Annotated in this window: 16 protein-coding genes; 8 read left to right on the top strand and 8 right to left on the bottom strand. The window is 65.7% G+C overall.

Translation table 11 applies throughout. The features are described from left to right. Positions 1-166: 166 nt before the first annotated feature. On the bottom strand, positions 167-1,063 hold the full coding sequence (locus tag ACODSK_RS25365) for a LysR substrate-binding domain-containing protein (RefSeq protein ID WP_489019845.1): 897 nt from the start codon (positions 1,061-1,063) through the stop codon (positions 167-169). A gap of 208 nt (positions 1,064-1,271) precedes the next feature. On the opposite strand from ACODSK_RS25365, the gene ACODSK_RS25360 reads away from it, so the two are divergent. Beyond that, positions 1,272-1,604 (top strand): helix-turn-helix domain-containing protein, encoded by a 333-nt coding sequence (locus tag ACODSK_RS25360; protein WP_489019844.1) that lies wholly within the window; start codon positions 1,272-1,274, stop codon positions 1,602-1,604. Beyond that, positions 1,597-2,856 (top strand): type II toxin-antitoxin system HipA family toxin, encoded by a 1,260-nt coding sequence (locus ACODSK_RS25355; protein ID WP_489019843.1) that lies wholly within the window; start codon positions 1,597-1,599, stop codon positions 2,854-2,856. Before ACODSK_RS25360 ends, ACODSK_RS25355 begins: the two co-directional genes overlap by 8 nt. Positions 2,857-2,872: 16 nt before the next feature. Here ACODSK_RS25355 and ACODSK_RS25350 read toward each other — a convergent pair whose 3' ends face one another. Together ACODSK_RS25350 and ACODSK_RS25345 are read right to left on the bottom strand one after the other, a co-directional pair. Further along, on the bottom strand, positions 2,873-3,889 hold the full coding sequence (locus tag ACODSK_RS25350) for an alpha/beta fold hydrolase (RefSeq protein WP_489019842.1): 1,017 nt from the start codon (positions 3,887-3,889) through the stop codon (positions 2,873-2,875). A 12-nt stretch (positions 3,890-3,901) separates the two neighbouring features. Further along, positions 3,902-5,110 carry a cytochrome c biogenesis protein DipZ gene (locus ACODSK_RS25345; RefSeq protein WP_489019841.1) on the bottom strand — a complete coding sequence of 403 codons (1,209 nt, stop codon included), beginning with the start codon at positions 5,108-5,110 and terminating at the stop codon, positions 3,902-3,904. Positions 5,111-5,329: 219 nt separating this feature from the next. Here ACODSK_RS25345 and ACODSK_RS25340 point away from each other — a divergent pair, with 219 nt between their 5' ends. From ACODSK_RS25340 to ACODSK_RS25330, 3 genes are all read left to right on the top strand, one after another. After that, positions 5,330-6,685: a sensor histidine kinase gene (locus ACODSK_RS25340; RefSeq protein ID WP_489019840.1), complete on the top strand. Its 1,356-nt coding sequence runs from the start codon at positions 5,330-5,332 to the stop codon at positions 6,683-6,685. A gap of 119 nt (positions 6,686-6,804) precedes the next feature. Beyond that, a complete protein-coding gene (locus ACODSK_RS25335; protein ID WP_489019839.1) occupies positions 6,805-7,419 on the top strand; it encodes a biliverdin-producing heme oxygenase in 615 nt (204 codons plus the stop codon). Further along, positions 7,416-9,653: an ATP-binding protein gene (locus ACODSK_RS25330; RefSeq protein WP_489019838.1), complete on the top strand. Its 2,238-nt coding sequence runs from the start codon at positions 7,416-7,418 to the stop codon at positions 9,651-9,653. The genes ACODSK_RS25335 and ACODSK_RS25330 overlap by 4 nt, the downstream gene beginning before the upstream one ends. Positions 9,654-9,779: 126 nt before the next feature. On the opposite strand, the gene ACODSK_RS25325 is transcribed toward ACODSK_RS25330, so the two are convergent. From ACODSK_RS25325 to ACODSK_RS25310, 4 genes are all read right to left on the bottom strand, one after another. Continuing rightward, the gene (locus tag ACODSK_RS25325) at positions 9,780-11,297 is read right to left on the bottom strand and encodes an MDR family MFS transporter (protein WP_489019837.1); all 1,518 of its coding nucleotides are present in this window, start codon (positions 11,295-11,297) and stop codon (positions 9,780-9,782) included. Then, on the bottom strand, positions 11,287-12,414 hold the full coding sequence (locus ACODSK_RS25320) for an HlyD family secretion protein (RefSeq protein WP_489019836.1): 1,128 nt from the start codon (positions 12,412-12,414) through the stop codon (positions 11,287-11,289). Before ACODSK_RS25320 ends, ACODSK_RS25325 begins: the two co-directional genes overlap by 11 nt. Continuing rightward, positions 12,411-13,871 carry an efflux transporter outer membrane subunit gene (locus ACODSK_RS25315; protein WP_489019835.1) on the bottom strand — a complete coding sequence of 487 codons (1,461 nt, stop codon included), beginning with the start codon at positions 13,869-13,871 and terminating at the stop codon, positions 12,411-12,413. The genes ACODSK_RS25320 and ACODSK_RS25315 overlap by 4 nt, the downstream gene beginning before the upstream one ends. Before the next feature lie 98 nt (positions 13,872-13,969). Continuing rightward, positions 13,970-14,707 (bottom strand): AraC family transcriptional regulator, encoded by a 738-nt coding sequence (locus ACODSK_RS25310; protein WP_489019834.1) that lies wholly within the window; start codon positions 14,705-14,707, stop codon positions 13,970-13,972. 258 nt (positions 14,708-14,965) lie between these two features. Here ACODSK_RS25310 and ACODSK_RS25305 point away from each other — a divergent pair, with 258 nt between their 5' ends. The 3 genes from ACODSK_RS25305 (at position 14,966) to ACODSK_RS25295 (ending at position 19,076) form a co-directional block, all read left to right on the top strand. Continuing rightward, positions 14,966-15,499: a sigma-70 family RNA polymerase sigma factor gene (locus ACODSK_RS25305; protein WP_489019833.1), complete on the top strand. Its 534-nt coding sequence runs from the start codon at positions 14,966-14,968 to the stop codon at positions 15,497-15,499. Continuing rightward, a complete protein-coding gene (locus ACODSK_RS25300) occupies positions 15,496-16,467 on the top strand; it encodes a FecR domain-containing protein (protein WP_489019832.1) in 972 nt (323 codons plus the stop codon). Before ACODSK_RS25305 ends, ACODSK_RS25300 begins: the two co-directional genes overlap by 4 nt. Before the next feature lie 95 nt (positions 16,468-16,562). Continuing rightward, entirely contained in the window at positions 16,563-19,076 is a 2,514-nt protein-coding gene (locus tag ACODSK_RS25295) for a TonB-dependent siderophore receptor (RefSeq protein ID WP_489019831.1), read from the top strand. 132 nt (positions 19,077-19,208) lie between these two features. Here the strand turns inward: ACODSK_RS25295 and ACODSK_RS25290 are convergent, their stop codons facing one another. Continuing rightward, positions 19,209-20,789, bottom strand: a complete 1,581-nt coding sequence (locus ACODSK_RS25290; protein WP_489019830.1) for an aldehyde dehydrogenase (NADP(+)) — start codon at positions 20,787-20,789, stop codon at positions 19,209-19,211. Positions 20,790-20,801: the final 12 nt, after the last annotated feature.

The following is a 20,801-nucleotide window of genomic DNA, read 5'->3' as shown; positions in this document are numbered from 1 at the left end:
CGGCTGTTAGCCGCGATGCGCCGCGCGGGCGGCGCTCGATCTTGAGGACGCTAGAAAAACCTCGACATGCGCCTGTCAGCCTTGACCCGGTATCCCGTTGAGCGCCTTGCGGTCATCACGACTCAAAAGATGTGTAGATACCCATGCAGCGATGAGGCCCTCGCTATCAGCCAGGCATTTCCGCCAGCAAGTGATTGAGCAGCCTGCGCGCCGACGGCGACAGCGCCTCCTGGTCACGCACGCAGATGACGAACTCGCCCCGCGCCCAGGTATCGGTCAGCGGAATCACCCGCAGCCCGAACATCGGCGCATAGCGGCTCACCGCCTCGCGCGGCAGGATGGTCTGCGCCAGCCCGGCCTGGACCAGGCGGTAGGCGGCGTCGAACGAGGGCACATGGGCGCGGAAACGCAGCTCTCGCCCCAGCTCGCGGGCGGTGTTGTGCATGAAGCTGTTGAGGGTGGCGAACGCCGAGTGGCCGATATGCTCGTAGTCCAGGGTCTCGCCCAGGGTGACGCTGTTGCGCTCCGCCAGGGGATGTCGTTCATTGACCACCAGCGCCAGGTGATCATGCCGATAGGGAATGAACTCCAGTTCGCCGTTGGACACGGTCTTGCGACAGATACCCAGATCGGCCTGGCCCTCCAGCACACCGCGCACCACATCGAAGCTGAAGCGCTCCTCGACATCCACGCGGATATGTTCGTTAGCCATCATGAACGAGGCCAGCGACTCGGGCAGGAACTCCATGATCGAGGAAATATTGGCCTGCACCTTCACATGTCCCCGGGCGCCTTCGGCGTACTCGCCGATTTCCCCTTGCAGCTTCTCCATGCTCAGCATCAGTTGCCGGGCATGGCGCAGCAAGGCCTGGCCTGCCGGGGTCGGCGTGACCCCGCGCTTGCTGCGGTTGAGCATCGGCACGCCCAGCGCCGCCTCGATATCGGCCATGCGCTTGCTCACCGCCGACGGCGCAATGAACTCGCGCTCGCTGGCGCGGGCAATGGAGCCTTCCTCGCAGACCGCGATGAACAGGCGCAGGGAGGTCGGATCGATATGCCACATGGGGTCGGGGCCTTGTGTCTGTGAGGGCGGGGGCAGGATAGGCAGGCATCAGATTGCGAGGCAAGCTTTCGGTTTTAAATCCATTTTTTTGTGTATTAAGTTTTAAAATTAAACTTAAGCAACAAAATAATGGATTTAAATTTGGGCTGATTCCAAGGTCAAGACTACAATGCCCTTCGTTGTCCCCTGAAAATCGCAGGAGCTTTCCATGCTGGATCTGAGTTTCAGCACGCCGGATGAAGTCGTCAGGCGACTCTGCGGGCGCTTGCGTTCCGAGCGCCTGGCACAGCAGATGACCCAGGCCGAGTTGGCCGGCCGGGCCGGTGTCGGGGTGAATACCGTGTCCAATCTTGAGGCCGGGCGCAACGTCGGGTTCGACAGTCTGGTTCGCGTGGCGATGGTCCTGGGGCGGGGCAGGGAGCTTGAAGCGTTGTTTCAGCCCAGGCTGGAAAGCCTCGAGGACATAGGCCGCTACGAGAAAGGTGCCACCCGCCAGCGCATCAGGCGCCAGCGCGACAGCAGAGTATCCGGCGATGTCTGAGCGGGTCGAGGTGTACTACGAAGGCTGGGGCGAGCGTTGGCTGTGGGGCACCCTGGTTTCCACCACCGCCCTCGGCGGACGCCCGCAGGTCTTCTTCGAGTACAGCGAGGAGGCAAAGCGCAAGGGACTGGAGTTGTCTTCCTGGTTGCTGCCGCTGGACGGACCGCGCCTGCGCAAGGGTTTTCCCTCCCACCAGATGGGCCTGCCGGGCCCCGTGTACGACGCATTGCCCGACGGCTGGGGCCTGCTGTTGATGGATCGCCTGTTCCGCAGTCGCGGGCTGAATACGGCGCGCATCGGGCCGCTCCAGCGTCTGGCCTTCATTGGCGACAACGCGATGGGGGCCATGTCGTTCAAGCCGGTTTCGGCAGAGGGCCAACTGCCGAAGGCGCATTTCTCTCTGGATCTGCTCGCCGCCGAAGTGCGCGAGGTACTCAATGGTGAGGGCGGCGAGTTCCTGGAGCGGCTGTTGCTGGTGGGAGGCTCGCCCCAGGGCGCGAGGCCCAAGGCGCTGGTCTACCGTGACCCTCAAGGTGATAGCTTCACTACCGTCGCGACCGCCGGTTTCGAGCCTTGGCTGGTCAAGTTCCCGGCAGGCGGAGAGCCCCCCGAGGTTTGTGCGATCGAAAGCGTTTATGCCGCCTGCCTGCGGCTGTGCGCCATCGAAACCCCGGACACGCAGCACTTCAGTCTGCCCAACGGCCTCGCGGCATTTGCCAGCAAGCGCTTCGATCGACAGGGTGACCAGCGTATTCCCATGCAAAGTCTGGCAGCGTTCACCGGTGGGGATTATCAAACCCCAGGGGTCCTCGATTATGTGAGCTTTCTCCGCGCGACGCAGATGTGCACGAATGATGTACGGGAAAAAGTCGTGGCGTTCGAGCGAGCTGTGTTCAATGTCGCGTTCAACAACCGGGACGATCATCCGAAGAATTTCTCCTATGTCATGTCGCCCAGCGGCAATTGGAGGCTGGCGCCTGCCTATGACGTAACGTTCTGCGAGGGGCCGGGTGGCTATCACCAGATGGATGTCATGGGCGAGGCGCTGGCTATCGATCGGACGGCGCTGTTGCGTCTCGCCGACGAGGCCGAGCTGGCAAGGCCGCAGGCGGCGCTGATCATCGATGGCATCTGCGCCGTGGCCAGTCGCTTCGCCGCCATCGCTGAAGACCTGCATCCTCGATTGATCACCGTACAGACCCTGAAACTCATTCAGGGTCGTATCGACGAAAACATTCAGCGCCTGGTCTGATCCTTCCGGCGAGGCGCTACATCCGATCCACATCCACGATCGCCTGAACAAACGCCTGCGGTGCCTCCTGCGGCAGGTTGTGCCCCACGCCGCCTTCGATCAGGCGGTACTCATACTTGCCGGTGTAGCGCTTGGCATAGGCCTCGGCCGGCGGATGCGGGGCGCCGTTGGCGTCGCCTTCCAGGGCGATGCTCGGCACCGTGATCGCCGGGAACGCCGCGAGTTTGCGCTCGATGGCGTCATAGCGCGCCTCGCCTTTTTCCAGGCCGAGCCGCCAGCGGTAGTTGTACACCGACACCGCGACATGGTCCGGGTTGGCCAGGGCCGCGGCACTGCGGTCATAGGTGGCGTCATCGAACTGCCACTGTGGCGAGGCGGTTTTCCAGATCAGTTTGGCGAAGTCATGGGTGTTCTGCGCATAGCCCTCGCGGCCGCGCTCGGTGGCGAAGTAGAACTGGTACCACCATTGCAATTCGGCGGCCGGCGGCAGCGGTTTCTTGCCGAGTTCCTGGCTGCCGATCAGGTAGCCGCTGACCGCCACCAATGCCTTGACCCGCTCCGGCCAGAGCGCCGCGACGATATCCGCAGTGCGCGCGCCCCAGTCGTAGCCGCCCAGCACCGCCCGTTGTACATGCAGGGCATCCATGAAATCGATCAGGTCCTTGGCCAGCGCGGCCGGCTGGCCGTTGCGCAGGGTTTTCGTCGAGAGGAAGCGCGTTTCGCCATAGCCCCGGGCATAGGGGACCAGCACCCGGTAACCCTGCGCGGCCAGGGCCGGGGCCACGTCGGCGTAGCTGTGGATGTCGTAGGGCCAGCCGTGCAGCAGGATCACCACCTGGCCGTCGGCAGGGCCGAGCTCGGCATAGGCTACGTCGAGCAACCCGGCCTTGACGTGCTTGAGCTGGCCGAGCGAGGTGTGGCTGCCGGCAACGATCGGGGCGATCTGCGGCGGGTTCGCCGGCTCGGCCTGGGCTGCGGCGAGCAGGCCCAGTTGCAGGAGGCTGGCGGCGAAGAGTGAGGTGAGTGCGTTCATGGTCATGCTCCTTCAGTGATCGGCCTTGGCTTCGGCCAGCAGTTGTTCGATGACTTTTTCCTGGGTGGCGTAGGCGCCCTCGCCGAAGTGGCTGTAGCGCACCTGGCCCTTGGCATCGATCAGGTAATGGGCGGGCCAGTACTGGTTGGCGAACTGGCGCCAGATCGCGTAGTCGTTGTCGATCGCCACCGGGTAGGTGATGCCGAGTTTCTCCACCTGCTTGCGGACATTGGCCGGTACCCGTTCGAAGGGGTATTCCGGGGTGTGCACGCCGATGACTACCAGACCGTCCTTGCCGTAGCGCTCGGCCCACTGCTTGACGTAGGGCAGGGTGTGCTGGCAGTTGATGCAGTCGAAGGTCCAGAAATCCACCAGCACCACCTTGCCGCGCAGGGCTTCGGCGCTCAGCTCGGGAGAGTTGAGCCATTCCACGGCACCGGCCAGGGACGGCATCCGGCCCTTGGGCGCAAGGTCCGGTTCGCTGGCGGCCTGGGCCCGGGCCACCAGGCGATCGAGCAGGCCGGAGACCGACTGCAGGACCTGCTGCTCGACGCGGTTGGACAGTTCCGAAGAGGTCTGCGCCAGCAGGTTGCGACTGCCACCCGTAGCGATCCCGACGGCAGCCAGCAACACCACTACCCCAGTACCGCGGCGCAGCCATTCGACGGTTGGCAGGGACAGGCGCAGCCGTTGGCCGAGGCCCTTGCCGGCGAGGATCAGGATGCCGAGGGATACCGCGCTGCCGAGGCCATAGGCGAGCAGCAACAGGCCGGTCTGGGCATTCGCTCCATTGAGCAGCGCGCTGCTCAGCAGCAGGCCGAGGATCGGCCCGGCGCAGGGGGCCCACAGCAGGCCGGTGGCAACCCCGATCAGCAGCGCCGCCAGCGGGCCCGAGGCCGAAGCGCGCGGCGCCAGGCGATTGCCCAGTGCCAGCAGTGGCCGGGCCAGCCAGCCGGCGAGACGCGGTGCGAGCAGCGACACGGCGAACAGCATCATCACCGCCAGCGCCAGGTAGCGCCCGCCGGTGTTGGCGCTGGCCACCCATTCGCTGCCGACCAGCGCCAGGCTCGACACGGCGGCGAAGGTCAGGGCCAGCCCGGCCAGGGTCAGCAGGATCGAGGCGCGGCTTTGTCCGCTACGGGCGAAGACGAAGGGCACGATGGGCAGGATGCACGGGCTGAGGATGGTCAGCAGGCCACCCAGGAAGGCAATGATCAACATGACGTTCTCCGGTTTGCGAAGGGGAGGGCGCCGATCGGTGGATCAGCGCTTGCCGGGCATTTCATCCCTCGCAGGTATCGCCGATGTGTCGAGCGCGGCCTTTCATGTCTCTTCGGGTTTCTCTGCACGTTCCTGATACAAAACCCTACAAAGGCTGCTGCCAGCCTCGATGCCGCTCGCTAGACTCCACCCCACCTTCCGCCGAGCAAGGCCCTTGCAATGAATTCCAATGCCGATCACGCGCTGACCCCCGGTGCGCCTGGCCGAGGGCGAGGCACTAGCCGCTGGCCACGCAGCCTGGCCTCGCGCCTGTCGCTGATCTTCCTCGCCAGCCTGATCCTGGCCCACGGTCTGTCCTTCGGCCTGCAGACCTTCGAGCGCTACAGCAGCGCGCGGACCCTGATGCTGAGCAACTTCGAGCAGGACATCGACACCTCGGTGGCCATCCTCGAACGCCTGCCGGCGGCGGAGCGTCCGGCCTGGCTGCAGCGTTTGCAGCGGCCCAACTACAGCTACCGGCTGGACGCAGGCGAGCCCGGCACAGCGATGAGCGACGAGCCTGCGTCGGTGCGCTCGCTCAAGACCACCCTGGGACCGCATTACGCCCTGGATTTTCGTGCCATTGCCGATAGCCGCCCGCACTACCAGGCGCACCTGCGCTTTGCCGACGGCCAGCCGCTGACCATCGATGTGCGGCCATCGATCATGCCCTTGTCGCCCTGGCTGCCGGTGCTGCTGCTGGGGCAACTGGCGCTGTTGCTGCTCTGCACCTGGCTGGCGGTGCGCACCGCCGTGCGCCCGCTGACCCACCTGGCCAATGCGGTGGAAAACCTCGACCCGAACCGCCAGGACCAGCGCCTGGAAGAGCAGGGGCCGAGCGAAGTGGTGCAGGCGGCCATGGCCTTCAATGCCATGCAGGCGCGGATTGCCGCCTATGTGAAGGAACGCGTGCAGTTGCTCGCCGCCATCTCCCATGACCTGCAAACACCGATCACCCGCATGAAACTGCGGGTGGAGTTCATGGACGACTCGGCGGACAAGGACAAGCTGGCCGGCGACCTCGACGAGATGCGTCACCTGGTCAAGGAAGGCGTGGCCTATGCCCGCAGTACCGAGCCCTCGACCGAGCCGAACAGCCGGATCCGCCTGAGGGCGTTCCTCGAAAGCCTGGTGTTCGACTACCGCGACACCGGACGCGCGGTGGAACTGGCGGAGACTGGCGACCTGCTGCTGACCAGCCGCCCACAGGCGCTACGTCGCCTGCTGAGCAACCTGATCGACAACGCCCTGAAGTTTGCCGGCGAGGCGCAGGTGCGAGCGTCGCAAGACGCCGCCGGTGGCCTGTGCATCCAGGTGCTGGACACGGGGCCGGGCATTCCTGAGGCGTTGCTGGAGGAGGTGGTCAAGCCGTTCTACCGCCTGGAAAGCTCGCGCAATCGCGACACCGGCGGTACCGGCCTGGGCCTGGCGATAGCGGCGCAATTGGCGACGAGCCTGGGCGGGGAGCTGCGTTTGAGTAACCGCGACGGAGGCGGATTGTGCGCGCAGTTGAGTTTGCACTCGGTCCCGGAATAGCGGCTGGCTCGTCGGTCCAACGTTGCGTCCTTGTAGGAATTAGGCCATTTTGTACGTTGATTTTTCGATCAGCTTTTAGCCATTGGCCATTATGAGGTCAGCCATCAGAGTCCAGTCATATGCAATCCACGTCCCGTGACGTCGCTTCGGCCCCGGTGCTGCAAGAACTGCGTGCCCACACTGCCGAACTGCACATCGCACTGGAAAAACGCCTGCCTTTCTTCTCCGCCAACCTGGACCTCCCTGCATTCCTGCACTTGATGCAGGCCTATCACGGTTTTTATGCCCCGCTGGAGGACGCCCTGCGTACCAGCCCGGGCTTGCCTGCCGGTTTCGACCTGCAACCCCGTTTCAAGTCCGCCACCCTGCACGGCGACCTGCGCGCCATGGGCCTGTCCGCCGAGGCGATCGCGCAACTGCCGCGTTGCCCGCAACTGCCCGCTGTCGATTCCGCGAGTGCCTGCCTGGGCGTGCTCTACGTGCTGGAGGGCGCGACCCTCGGGGGCCAGGTGCTGCGCCGCGAGATCCATGGCCGCCTGGGCCTGGACGCCGACAATGGCGCGGCCTTTCTCGACGTCTATGGCGCCGAGACCGGGCGGCGCTGGCGCACTTTTCTCGATTACCTGTGCAGCCGCCCGCTGGACGCCGCCGAGCGCGCCGCCGTGGTAGACGCGGCGCGCAGCACTTTCACTTGTTTCGAACGCTGGCTGCACCGCCAGGAGGTACTGCTATGACCCCGCAAGAGCAGGAGGCCTTCGAAGAACTGCTGGCCAATTGTGCCAACGAACCCATTCGCTTCCCCGGTGCCATCCAGCCCCACGGATTGCTGGTCACCCTCGGCGATCCGGGGCTGGAAATCATCCAGATCAGCGCCAACGTCAAGGAACTGCTGGGCCGTGAGCCCGAGGCGGTGATCGGCCTGCCGCTGGACAAGCTGCTGGGGCGCAAGCACGTTGCCCCCTTGCGCGAGTTGCTGCAACAACCGGTACTGGCCAACGAATCGCCCTTGCGGGTCAAGCTCAACGGCAAGACCTTCGACGGCCTGCTGCATCGTCACGATGGTGTGCTGATCCTCGAACTGGAACTGCATGCCGGGCATTTCGCCCCCGGCAGCGTCGCCGGCAACCTGACCAACCTCGGGCGCATGCTCCAGCGCCTGCAAGGCGCGCCTTCGTTGCAGGCGCTGTACGACATCAGCGTGCGCGAGATCCAGGCCATGACCGGCTATGACCGGGTGCTGATCTACCGCTTCCAGGAGGAGGGCCACGGCCAGGTGATTGCCGAAGCCTCCGACCCGGCCATGGAGGTGTTCAACGGCCTGTTCTTCCCGGCCTCGGACATTCCCCAGCAGGCCCGCGAGCTGTACCGCAGCAACTGGCTGCGGATCATCCCCGATGCCGACTACCAGGCGGTGCCGCTGGTGCCGCGTCTGCGCCCGGACACCCAGGCGCCGCTCGACCTGAGCTTCGCCACCCTGCGCAGTGTGTCGCCGATCCACTGCCAGTACATGAAGAACATGGGCGTGCTCTCGTCCATGAGCATTTCCCTGCTCAAGGACGGCGAGCTGTGGGGCCTGATCAGTTGCGGCAATCGCCAGCCGCTGCATGTGCCGCACCAGTTGCGCATGGCCTGCCAGGCGATTGGCCAGGTGCTGTCGTTGCAGATCAGCGCCATGGAAGCGCTGGAAGTCAGCCGCCAGCGTGAGGAGAAGATCGAGGCGCTGGGCCTGCTCAACCAGGCCATGGTCGATTCGCCGCAGAACGTCTTCGATGGCCTTGCGCATCAACCCCAGATGCTGATGGCGCTGACCGGTGCCAGCGGCATCGCGATCATCGAGGACAAGCAACTGCACCGTTACGGCCTGTGCCCGGAGCCGGAGCAGATCCGCGCCCTGCATCAATGGCTGCAGCAGCGTGGCGAGCCGGTGTTTGCCAGCCATAACCTGTCGGCGATCTACCCAGCCGCTGCGGACTATCAGCATGTCGCCAGCGGCGTGCTCGCCATGAGCCTGCCCAAGCCGGTGGACAACGGCGTGCTGTGGTTCCGCCCGGAGGTGAAGGAAAGCATCAACTGGAGTGGCGACCCGAAAAAGCCGCTGGCCCTGGAAAGCTCCGAGACCGGCCTGCGCCTGCGGCCACGCACTTCCTTTGAAATCTGGAAAGTGGAGATGGCCGGCATCTCGCGCAAATGGAGCCATGGCGACCTGTTCGCCGCCAACGACCTGCGTCGCTCGGCCCTGGAAAACGACCTGGCCCGCCAGGTCCGCCGCGAGCAGGAGGCGGTGCGCACCCGCGATGACCTGGTGGCGGTGGTGTCCCACGACCTGCGCAACCCGATGACGGTGATCTCCATGCTCTGCGGCATGATGCAGAAGAGCTTCAGCTCCGATGGCCCGCACACCTCGCGGCGCATCTCCACCGCCATCGAGACCATGCAGCAGGCCGCAGGGCGTATGAGCACCCTGCTCGACGACCTGCTCGACACCTCGAAAATCGACGCCGGACGCTACACCATCGCGCCGAAGACCCTGAGCGTCAGCCAGATCTTCGAAGAGACCCAGGCACTGCTGGCGCCGCTGGCTATGAACAAGAACATCAGCATTGCCTTCGAAAGCGAGCCGGAGCTGACCATCCACGCCGACCCGGAGCGCCTGTTCCAGGTGCTGTCGAACCTGGTCGGCAACGCCATCAAGTTCACCCCGCGCCTAGGCACGGTGGGGGTGCATGCGGTGCTGGGCAGCAACGAGATCGTATTCACCGTGAAGGACAACGGCGAGGGCATCCCGGCCGAGCAATTGCCCCATGTGTTCGAGCGCTACTGGACGATGAAGGAGGGCAACCCCAACGGCACCGGGCTGGGGTTGTATATCACCCAGGGCATCGTCGAGGCCCATGGCGGACGGATCGAGGCCAGCAGCGAGGTGGGCAAGGGGACCGAGTTCAGGTTCACCATGCCACTGGGGAACTGAGTCTGGTTGGCTGGTGACGTCCAGGTCCTCATCGCTGGCAAGCCAGCTCCCACAGGTCCGGTGCATGTGGTCCACCTTGTGGGAGCTGGCTTGCCAGCGATGAGGACGTTCAATTCCCTGCAAACCTCACCCGGTTTTCCCGGACCGCAACAACAACGCCGCCCCCGCGCACACCAGCAAGGCCACGAACGCCAGGTAGAACGCATCACCATAGGCCATCAGGAACGACTCATGGCGGATGTGTTCGCCCAGCCTGGCCAGGCTCTGCGCCTGCTGCGGCAGCCATTCGTCGAGCGGGCCGTCCAGACGCTCCTGCAGCACCGGCGAGAACACCGTGACCTGCTCGCCAATCCGCTCCGAGTGAAACCGCTCGCGCTGCGACACCACCTGGGTCAGCACCGCCGTGCCTACCGCACCACCGAGGTTGCGCAGCATGGAAAACAGCGCCGAGGCCGAGCCGGCCTGGCTTTTCGACAGCCCCGAGACCGCCAGCACCGACAACGCCACCATGATGAACGGCTGGCCGATGCCGCGAATCACCGTGGAAGGGATGATCACGTTGGCCGCCGCATCGGCATCCAGCCGCGCCCCCAGCCAGCAGCCCGCCGCCATGATGGCGAAGCCGCTGGCGACCATCAGCTTGGGTGTCAGCCAGCTCATCAGCCGTGGCATGAATGGCGCCAGTACCAGTTGCACCATGCCGTAGGCGATCAGGCTGACGCCGATTTCCCGGGCGTTGTAGCCGTGCATCTGCGACAGGTAGTTGGGCACCAGGAACACCAGGCCGAAGGTGGCTCCGCCAAACACGAACATTGCCGCGCTGGCGACGCCGAAGTTGTAGCCGCCGAGCAGGCGCAGGTTGATGAAGGCGCGCTTGCCGAACAATTGGGTATGCACGAACAGCCCCAGGGCCAGGACGCCGACCACCAGGGTCCAGGTGATGAAATCCGAGCCGAACCAGTCCTTGCGTCCACCTTCCTCGAGCACGATCTGGATTGCGCCGAGGCCGACGATCATCGCCGCGATACCAAGCCAGTCGCCCTGGCGCAAGCGCTGCAGTTGCAGCGGCTTGGCCGGGATCGCCCAGGCAATCGCCGCCAGCAGCAGAAGGCCGGGAAACAGTTGCAGGTAGAAGATCCAGCGCCAGCTGTAGGCGTCGGTCAGCCAGCCGCCCAGCGATGGCCCGGCAGCCTGGGCGACGCTGTTGGACAGGCTGAACAGGGCCATGCCCATGGCCACCTTCGACGCTGGCAGCTCGGTGATGATCAGTTGGAATGACAATGGAATCAGCACCGCCCCGGCCGCGCCCTGGATAACCCGGATCAGGATCATGCTGGCCAGGTTGGGTGCCAGCGAACAGGCCACCGAGGCGACCAGAAAAATCGCCGAGCCCACCAGCATGACCCGGCGCAGGGAGAACACCTCCACCAGCCAGGCGGTCAGCGGGATCATCACGATCTCGGCGACCAGATAGGCGGTTGAGATCCACGAGCCTTCTTCGAAGGTGGCCCCCAGCGAGCCCTCGATTTCCGGCAGGGCGGCGCTGGTGACGTGCACGTTCATCCCGGCCATGAAGCAGCCGAACAGCCCGCCGAGCACCGCAACCCAGGACTTCAGAGAGGTCTTTTCCGCTTCAGCGTTCATGGGTGTCCACCTCGGCGATCACCGACATGCCCGGCAGGATCGGCAGTTGCTGGCGCGCATCGTCATCAAGCAGCACCTTGACCGGGAAACGCTGGACGATCTTGGTGAAGTTTCCGGTGGCATTGTCCGGTGGCAGCAGGGCGAACAGCGCCCCGGAGCCGGGCGAAACGCTGTCGACCCGGCCATGCAGTGGCTGGTCGGGGAAGCTGTCGACACGGATTTCCACCGGCTGTCCCGGGCGCATGCGCTGCAGTTGGGTTTCCTTGAAGTTGGCGATGACATAGGACTGCTCCACCGGCACCAGTGCCAGCAACGGCAGGCCGGGGGTTACGTACTGGCGTTGGCGTACCCGGCGCTGGCCGACCACGCCGGCGATGGGGGCGCGGATCAGGGTGTCATCGAGGTCGTGGCTGGCCAGTTCCAGGCCGGCGTCCGCTTCGGCGCAGCGGGCCTTGGCCTGCTCCAGCAGGGCCAGCGCCTGGGTCCGCTCGGCCAGCAGTACCTGGTGCCGGGTGTGCTGGCGGCGGACTGCGGCTTCGGCGCGGGCCACCGCCGACCGGGCCTGGGCCAGCCCGGCGCTGGCGCTTTCCAGGCGCTGGTTGCTCGCCGCCTGCTGGGCCACCAGCTCGCGATAACGCTGCTGGTCCAGACGGGCACGCTTCAACTCGGCCTGGGCGCTGGTGGTGTCGGCGTTGGCCTGGTCGATCAGCGCCTGCTGTTCCTCCAGACGCGCGTCGAGGGTGGCCAGCGCCGCCTGCCGTGCGCTCACTGCCGCCCGGCTCTCGCGCTGGCGTGCCTGGGCCTGCTGCAGGCGGGCCTGGTAGTCGCGGTCATGGATGCGCACCAGCGGGTCGCCGGCGGCCACGCTCTGGTTGTCCGCCACCAGCACCTCGGCGATGTAGCCGGGGACCTTCGGGCTGATGGTGATCCAGTCGGCGCGGATATAGGCGTCGTCGGTGCTTTCCAGGTAGCGTCCGGTCTTCATCCAGTACAGGCCGTAACCACAGGTGGCCAGCAGCAGGGCGGTACCGCCGAGCCAATACAGGCGCTGGCGCTTGCTGCGTGCCGGTTTGGCGGTGACGAGAGGCGTGGTTTTTTCATCGACGGCGCTGTTCATTGGCGGGTTCCTTGGACGGTGGCGGCAAGCTTGGTGGCGGGCTCCTGCCAGCCGCCACCGAGGGCCTGGAAGAGATCGATCTGGCGTTCCATGACCTGGCGGTCGGCCTCGGCCTTGTCCGCTTCGAGACGGACCAGGGCGCGCTCGCTGTCGAGCACCTCAAGGGCGTCGAGGGCCCCCGCGCGGTAATTCAGCCGGGCCAGTTGCCAGGCCTGACGGGCGCTGTCGAGGGCTGCTTCGAGGGCGGCGCGACGCTGGTAGTCGCCGCTGTAGCGCAGCAGGCTTTGGCGCACCTCCTTGAGGGCAACCAGGGCCTGTTGCTGAAAATGCGCCAGTTGCTGGCGTTCGCGGGCCTGGGCTGCGTCGAGGCCGGCACGGCTAGCGAGCAGGTTGGGAAAGCGCCAACTGATCAGCGGCCCGATGCCGTAGGTGATCGCCTGGTGCTGGCCCAGCTCGTTCAGGTGCTGGCCGGAGGAGGCAATCACGGCACCGAAGGACACGCTCGGGTAGAAATCCGCCTGGCGTACCCCGACCTCGTGGCTGGCCGCTTGCAACCCGCGCTCGGCCTGGCGGATATCCGGGCGGCGTTGCAGCAGCACCCAGCCATCGCCTACCGGTAGCGGCTGTTGCAGTTGCGGCACGTTGCGGCAGGTGCCGACGTTGGCGGGCAGGCTTGCCGGATCGCTGCCCGTCAGCACCGCCAGTTCCTCCAGTGCCGCCTGCTGTTCGGCATGCAGCGGCGCCAGTGCGGCACGGGTTTCTTCCAGCAGGCTGCGCAGGCGCGTCACTTCCAGTGGCGTGGTCAGGCCGGCGTCGCGTTGCCGCTCGGTCAGCGCCAGGCTTTGCTGCACGGTATCCAGCGAGTGCTGCTGGATCGTTGCCCGCGCCGCGTAGGCGCAGGCGTTGGCATAGGCCCGTGTGGTGCTGGCGGCGACGTTTACCCGCAACTGGTCATGGGCCGCCTGCGCCGCCTCGGCGTTGGCCTGGGCGGCGAGGATCGACTGGCGGACCTGGCCCCACAGGTCGATCTGGTAGTCGAGGGCGAAAGAGGGGCCATGGCTCCATTGCGACGGCGCGCGGTTGCCGCTGGCCTTGGCTTCGGTCTGGTCATCGCTGCTGCGACCGTAGCGGCTCTGCCAGGCCAGCGTGGTGTCCGGCCATTGACGTGCCTTGCTCTGGCCCAGCACGGCGAGCAGTTCATCGACATGGGCGAGGGCGGCCGCGAGGTCGAGGTTGTGTTGCAGGGCACGGCTGACCAGTTGATCGAGCTGCGGATCGTGATACAGGCGCCACCAATGGTCGGGCGCGGGGCGGGTGCTGGTTGCGCTGGCGAGGGGCTGCCAGTCGGCCACGGTCGGCGTGGCGACCGCTGGCGTCGGGTGTTCGCTGACGGCCGAGCAGCCGGCCAGCAACGCCACGGCGCAGGCCAGGGTACGGGGAGAGCAGGGTATGGGCATGGTACGGAGTCATTCTGTTGGGACTCCGGCAGGTTAGGGGTTGCCCGCGGCGTCCCGCGCTCGCCATGCCGACAAGCAGCCTCGCGAAACGGACAACCTCAGCCCTGGTAGTGGCTCGGCAACTGGCCGATGACCCGCTTGAAGGTCTGCGCGAAGGCGCTCGGGCTCTGGTAGCCATGTTCCAGCGCCACCTCCAGCACCGAGGCGCCGCTGCCCAGGCGCTGCATGGCCAGGACCATGCGTACCCGGGTGCGCCAGTCGCCGAAGTTCATCCCCAGTTCGCGCAGGAACAGGCGGGCCAGGGTACGGCTGCTGATGTTCAGTTGCCGCGCCCAGTCCTCCAGTCCTGCCTCGTCCGCAGGCCGGGCGATGACCTGGTTGCACAGGCGTTGCAGGCGCGGGTCGTGGGGCATGGCCAGGTGCAGGGCGACGGTCTGTGCGGCGTCCATTTCCATCAACAGCAGTTCGTGCAGGCAGCGTCGCCGGCGCTCGTCACCGATGTGGACCGACAGGCTGCTGGCGGTGATCAGCAGTTCGCGCATCAGCGCCGTGACCTGGATCAGTTGGCACTGCTCGCCGCCCCAGGGCCAGGTCGAAGCGGGCATGAACAGGGTGCGCATGCGTACCTGGCCGAACATGCGGATCTGGTGTCCGGTGCCCGGCGGCACCCACAGCGCATGGCCGGCCGGCACCACCCAGTGGCGCTCGGCCGCGCCCACCAGCATCACCCCGCTGATGCCATGGATCAGTTGGGCCTGGGTGTGGCAGTGGGGCAGGATCTCTTCGCCGTCCTGATGATCGAAGGCCAGTGCTTCAAGGGCCAGGGCGCAGGTCATGGGGGTTCCTTGCCGGGGAATTGGGGAAGGGGGCATTTTAGTCAAAGTGTTGGGTTGGATGTTTCTGAATATTGCATGGTTCTTCAGAAAGTCAGCATGAATCAGTTGGTTTTTGTGGTTTTTTGCAAATTTCTGCTGCGCTTCTTTGTTGTCGGTCCTCATGACCCGATCTCAGGCCCCAAGCCCATTCTTGCGATATCCCCGTGCCATCGGTTATTTTGATAACCATTCTCATTCGTGACTCCGCCCCGGCCCTCCATGACCCAATCCCTTCCCGGCGCCTACCGCGCCAAGGTGGCAAGCCTTTACGTCGAGAACCACAGCTGGGTCCAGCAATGGATCAACCGGCGCCTGGGCAATGCCAGCGATGCTGCCGAGCTGGCCCAGGACGTGTTCGTGCGCTTGCTCTCGCAACCCCGGGAATTCGACAGCGACAGCCATGCCCGCGCCTGGTTGAGCCGGGTGTCGCTGCACCTGTGCGTGGACTTCTGGCGGCGCAAGCAATTGGAGCGGGCCTGGCTCGACGCCCTGGCCCAGATGCCGGAGGCGCATTGGCCGTCCCAGGAGCAGCAGGCGATCATCCTCGAGACCCTCGGCCAGTTGCAGGATCTGCTGGAGCGCCTGCCGGCCAGGGTCGCCGAAGCCTTCAGCCTGTCGCAGCTGCATGGCATGGGCTACCGCGAGATCGGCGAGTTGCTCGGGGTGTCCGAGCGCACCGTGACCAAGTACATCGCCCAGGCCATGTTTCATTGCGCGCTGCTCGAAGCCGAGCTGGACGGGGTGCTGCTGTGAGCCAAGGCAGCGGTTTCGATCACGCCACCCTGGAAGCGGCCGCCGACTGGTATTCGCGCCTGCAAGCCGCGCCGGGTGATGCCGAGTTGCTCGCCCAATGGCAGCGGTGGCTGGAGCAGGGCGAGCGGCAGCGCCTGGCCTGGAGCTATATCGAACGCATCAGCCAGCGCTTCGCCAGCTTGCAACAGCAGGGCGGTGCGGCACACCAGACGCTTGCCAGCATGCGCCAGGGCAAGCACTCGCGGCGCCGGCTGTTGAGCCAGATGGGCGTGCTGGCCGGTGTCGGTGTGCTTGCCTGGGTCGGTTGGCGCGGCGATGCGCTCTACAGCGTGCGCTCCCTGGGCGCTGGCTACCGCACTGCCATCGGCGAACGCCGCAGCGAGGTGCTGGCCGACGGTACGCGGCTGTGGCTGAACAGCGGCACGGCCCTGGATGTACGTTTCGACAACGCGCGCCGCGAGTTGCTGCTGTATGCCGGTGAAGTGCTGATCGAAACCGCCCATGGCGATGCTCGCCCGCTGCGCGTGCAGACCCGCGCCGGTGTGCTGGAGCCTTTGGGCACGCGCTTCAGCGTGCGCGAGGATGGGCCGCGCACCCAGCTCAATGTCTACCAGGGCGCGGTGCGCACCACCTGCGCCGACAGCGGCAGTTCGGTCACCGTGCAGGCCGGGCAGGGCGTCACCTTCGACGCGCAGGCCAATGGCCCGCTCGGGCATGCCGAAGCCCGTCGCGAAGCCTGGAGTCGCGGCCTGCTGCTGGCCGAGGACATGCCGCTGGCGCAGTTCATCGAGGAACTGGGCAGCTACCGCCGCGGCCATATCGGTGTCGATCCGGCACTGGCCGAGCTGCGGGTGATGGGCAGCTTCCCGCTGAACGACACCGATCTGGTCCTGGCGCAGCTCCAGGATGCCTTGCCGCTCAAGGTGCACCGCCGGTTCGATTGGTGGGTGACATTGGTTCACCGATAGCAACAAGAATATTTTTCATTCTGGCGTTCCGGTTTTCGATCTTGCTTCGGATTAACAGGAAACACCTCCTGTTCACCGAACGCCAAGGACCTCGAATGCCACACCGTCCCAGCACCCACCGCCCGCTGTTTCTTGCCATTGCCCTGAGCTTGGGCACCCTTGCCCAGGTGAGCGTGTCGCCGGCCATCGCCAGCGAAGCCCAGCGCCAGAGCTTCGACATCCCCGCCGGTCCGCTGGCCCGCCAGCTCAACGAACTGGCCGCGCAGACCGGCCTGCTGCTGGCCGCCGACGCCGAGCTGACCCGCGACCGCCAAAGCCAGGCGGTGCGCGGCAGCTACAGCGCCGAGGAAGCCCTCGACCTGATGCTGGCCGGCAGCGGCCTGATGGCCCAGCGCAAGGACGGGCGCTACCAACTGGTGGCGGTCTCGCAGCAGCAGGGCGATAGCCTGGAGCTGGGCGCCACCACCATCATGGGCCAGGGCATGGGCCAGGCTACCGAAAACACCGGCAGCTACACCCCGGGCCTGGTCAGCGCCGGCTCGAAGACCCCGGCCTCGCTGAAGGAAACCCCGCAATCGGTGTCGGTACTCACCCGCCAGTACATGGACGACCGGCAGGTCGCCGATATCAACGATGCGATGAAGGTCGTGCCGGGAGTTACCACGCAGAGTGGCACCTTCCGCATCCAGGACTTCTACTCCCGCGGCTTCGCCATTCAGAACATCCAGCTCGACGGCGCCGCGCCCATGGCCCTGGGCACCACCGCCGGTTCCTTCTACTCGTCGAACATCTACGACATGGCCGAGTTCGACCATGTCGAAGTACTGCGCGGCAGTTCCGCGCTGTTCGGCGGCACCGGTGACCCGGGCGGCATCATCAACCTGGTGCGCAAGCGTCCGCTGGACTATTACCAACTGAAATTCAGCGCCTCGGCCGGCAGCTGGGACAACTACCGCAGCGAACTGGACGTCACCGGGCCCATGGGCTTCGACGGCAAGCTGCGCGGGCGCCTGGTCATGGCCTACCAGGACCGCCAGTACTTCATCGACAACCGTGGCACCGACAAGCCGCTGATCTACGGGGTGATGGAAGCGGACCTGAGCGATTCGACCATGCTCACCGCTGGCATGCGCTTCAACAAGGTCCACGAAACCGGCACCGCCTCGGCCGTGCCACGCTATCTGGACGGTACTGATCTGGGCCTGCCGCGTCACACCGGGCTGTCCACCACCTGGGCCTATGCCGACGGCTACTCGCGCGAATACTTCGCCAAGCTCGATCACCGGCTCAATGACGACTGGAAGCTCAACCTGTCGTACACCAACATCTACGACACCATCAACACCAACAATGCGACCACCCTGGGCGGGGTCAACCCGGTCAATGGCACCGGCGTGACCCGCTACGGCACCTACGTCACCCAGTGGAGCGAGCAGAACCTGTGGGACGCCAACCTCTCCGGCGACTTCAGCCTGTTCGGCCTGGATCACCAACTGGTGGTCGGCGGCGACTACCAGGAAATCGACAGCCGTTGGCAGGGTACCGCGCGCTTCACCACTTCTGGCGGCACGGTGAATGTCTTCGACCCGAACTCGACGCCCTGGACCAGCTCCGGTGCGGACCTGCCGTTCAGCCGCGACTACAGCCCCAACAGCCAGACCCAGTACGGCCTGTATTCGCGTCTGCGCCTACAACTGGCCGAGCCGCTGCACCTGACCCTTGGTGCACGGGTGCAGCGCTACAAGTTCGACCTGACCTACCAGACCCTGGCTAACGGCGCCTGGGGCACCCAGTCGCAGATCGACATGCGCGAGCCAACCAAGGTCACGCCGTTCGGCGGCATCGTCTATGACCTCAACGACGAGTGGGCGGCCTACGCCAGCTACGCGGAAATCTACAAGCCGCAGCAGAACTACCTGGCCGGGCCGACCAACAGCGGCACCACCCTCGACCCGATGACCGGCAAGACCTACGAAACCGGTCTCAAGGGCGAGTTGTTCAACGGCGCGGTGAACACCAGCCTGGCGCTCTACTACACCACGCGCGAGGACCAGGCGGTGCAGGACCCGAGCTATCCGCTCAGTTCGGTGCTGTTCGGCGGCAACTGCTGCTACGTCAATGGCGGCAAGGTGATCAGCAAGGGCGTCGACCTGGAGCTCACCGGCGAGTTGCTGCCGGACTGGATGGTGATGGCCAGCTACACCCTCAACCTCAATGAAAACCGCACCAGCGGCGGAGCGCTGAGCACCATCACGCCGAAGCACCTCGGCAAGTTCTTCACCACCTATCGGCTGCCGGGCGACTGGTCGAAGTTCAAGGTCGGTGGTGGCGTGGATATCCAGAGCGGGACCAAGGTCAGCGGTACGTCGTCTTTGATCGACGGTACCGGCAAGGTGGTCAAGGATGATGTGCCGTTCAGCTACGAGCAGAGCGGCTATGCGGTGTGGAATGCCCTGGTCGAGTACCAGGTGGACGAGCACTGGAACGTGGCGCTCAACGGCAACAACCTGTTCGACAAGAAGTACTACCAGACGGTGGGGACTTCGACCTACGGCAACGTCTATGGTGATCCGCGCAACTTCATGATCACCGTGCGCGCGACGTACTGAGGCCTGGACCGGTCTCATCGCCGGCAATGCCGGCTCCCACAGGGTTTAGGGCTAGCCGCATGATCCAGGCTCGACACATAAACCTGTGGGAGCTGGCATTGCCAGCGATGAGGCCGGCAGGTCCCGGCAGAATCAATCTGTCAGGCGCTTACGCTCTGGCACCCCATCCACCAACCGCATCACCCCCAACGGATTGGCATCACGCAACGCCGCCGGCAGCAATTCATCCGGGTAGTTCTGGAAGCACACCGGCCGCAGGAAACGGTCGATCGCCAGGCTGCCCACCGAGGTACCACGGCTGTCCGAGGTCGCCGGATAAGGCCCGCCATGGACCATGGCATCGCAGACTTCCACTCCGGTCGGGTAGCCGTTGATCAGCACCCGGCCGACCTTGTCCTGCAGCAGTTCCCCCAGCCAGGCATTGGCCAGCAGCTCTTCCTGTTCCCCGATCAGGGTCGCCGTCAGTTGCCCGCGCAGCGCCTGCAGTGCCGCGCGCAGTTGCGCCTGGTCCTCGACTTCGACCAGCACGGTAGCCGGGCCGAACACTTCTTCCTGAAGCAACTCGTCACCCTCCAGCAACAGCCGCGCATCCGCCGCGAACAGTTGCGGCTGTGCCTGGCCGTCGCCCTGTGCGGCACCGGCGAGATGACGAATCCCCGGGTGTCCGTGCAGATGCTCCAGCCCCTTGCGGTAGCTGGCCAGGGTGCCGCGATTGAGCATGGTCTGTGCCGGCTGGTCGGTGATTTGCGCCTTCAGCTGCTCGACGAAGGCCGAGAACGCCGCCGAGCGCTGGCCGATGATCAACCCCGGATTGGTACAGAACTGCCCGCAGCCGATGGTCACCGAAGCCGCCAGTTCCCTGGCGATGGTTTCGCCCCGGGTGCGTAAAGCCTCGGGCAGGAGGATTACCGGGTTGATGCTGGACATCTCGGCGAACACCGGGATCGGCTGCGGGCGCTCGGCGGCCATCCGGCACAGCGCATTGCCGCCGCGCAGCGAGCCGGTGAAGCCCACGGCCTGGATCGCCGGGTGCTTGACCAACCACTCGCCGACGCCACCGCCGTAGACCATGTTGAACACCCCGGCCGGCATGCCGGTGCGCTCGGCCGCACGGAGGATCGCGTCGGCCACCGCTTCGGCGGTCAGCATATGGCCGCTGTGAGCCTTGACTACCACCGGGCAGCCGGCGGCAAGCGCAGCTGCGGTATCGCCACCGGCGGTGGAGAAGGCCAGGGGGAAATTGCTGGCGCCGAACACCGCCACCGGGCCGATGCCGATGCGCATCTGGCGCAGGTCGACACGGGGCAGGGGCTGACGATCCGGCAGGGCGCGGTCGATCCGCGCACCCAGGAAGTCGCCGCGGCGCAGCATCTTGGCGAACAGGCGCATCTGCCCGCTGGTACGCCCGCGCTCGCCCTGGATACGTCCGGTGGGCAGTGCGGTTTCGCGGCAGACGCTGGCGACGAAGTCGTCACCCAGGGCATCCAGTTCGTCGGCAATCGCTTCAAGAAATACCGCGCGCTGCTCCGGCGCCAGGTTGCGATAGACGGGGAAGGCCGCTGCCGCTGCCTTGGCTGCTGCATCGACCTCGGCCTCGGTGGCCTGGAAGAAGGTGCCGGGCAGGGCCTCGCCGCTGCTCGCATCGACGCTGTGCAAGCGTACATCGCCCTGGGCCGAGCGCTGGCCGCCAATGTAGTTGTGACCGAAGGTCATGGGGTTCTCCCT

This window comes from Pseudomonas sp. FG98, from assembly GCF_057808595.1.
The sequence above is the reverse complement of the archived record's forward strand: the minus strand, read 5'-3'. Positions and strand labels throughout refer to the sequence as shown.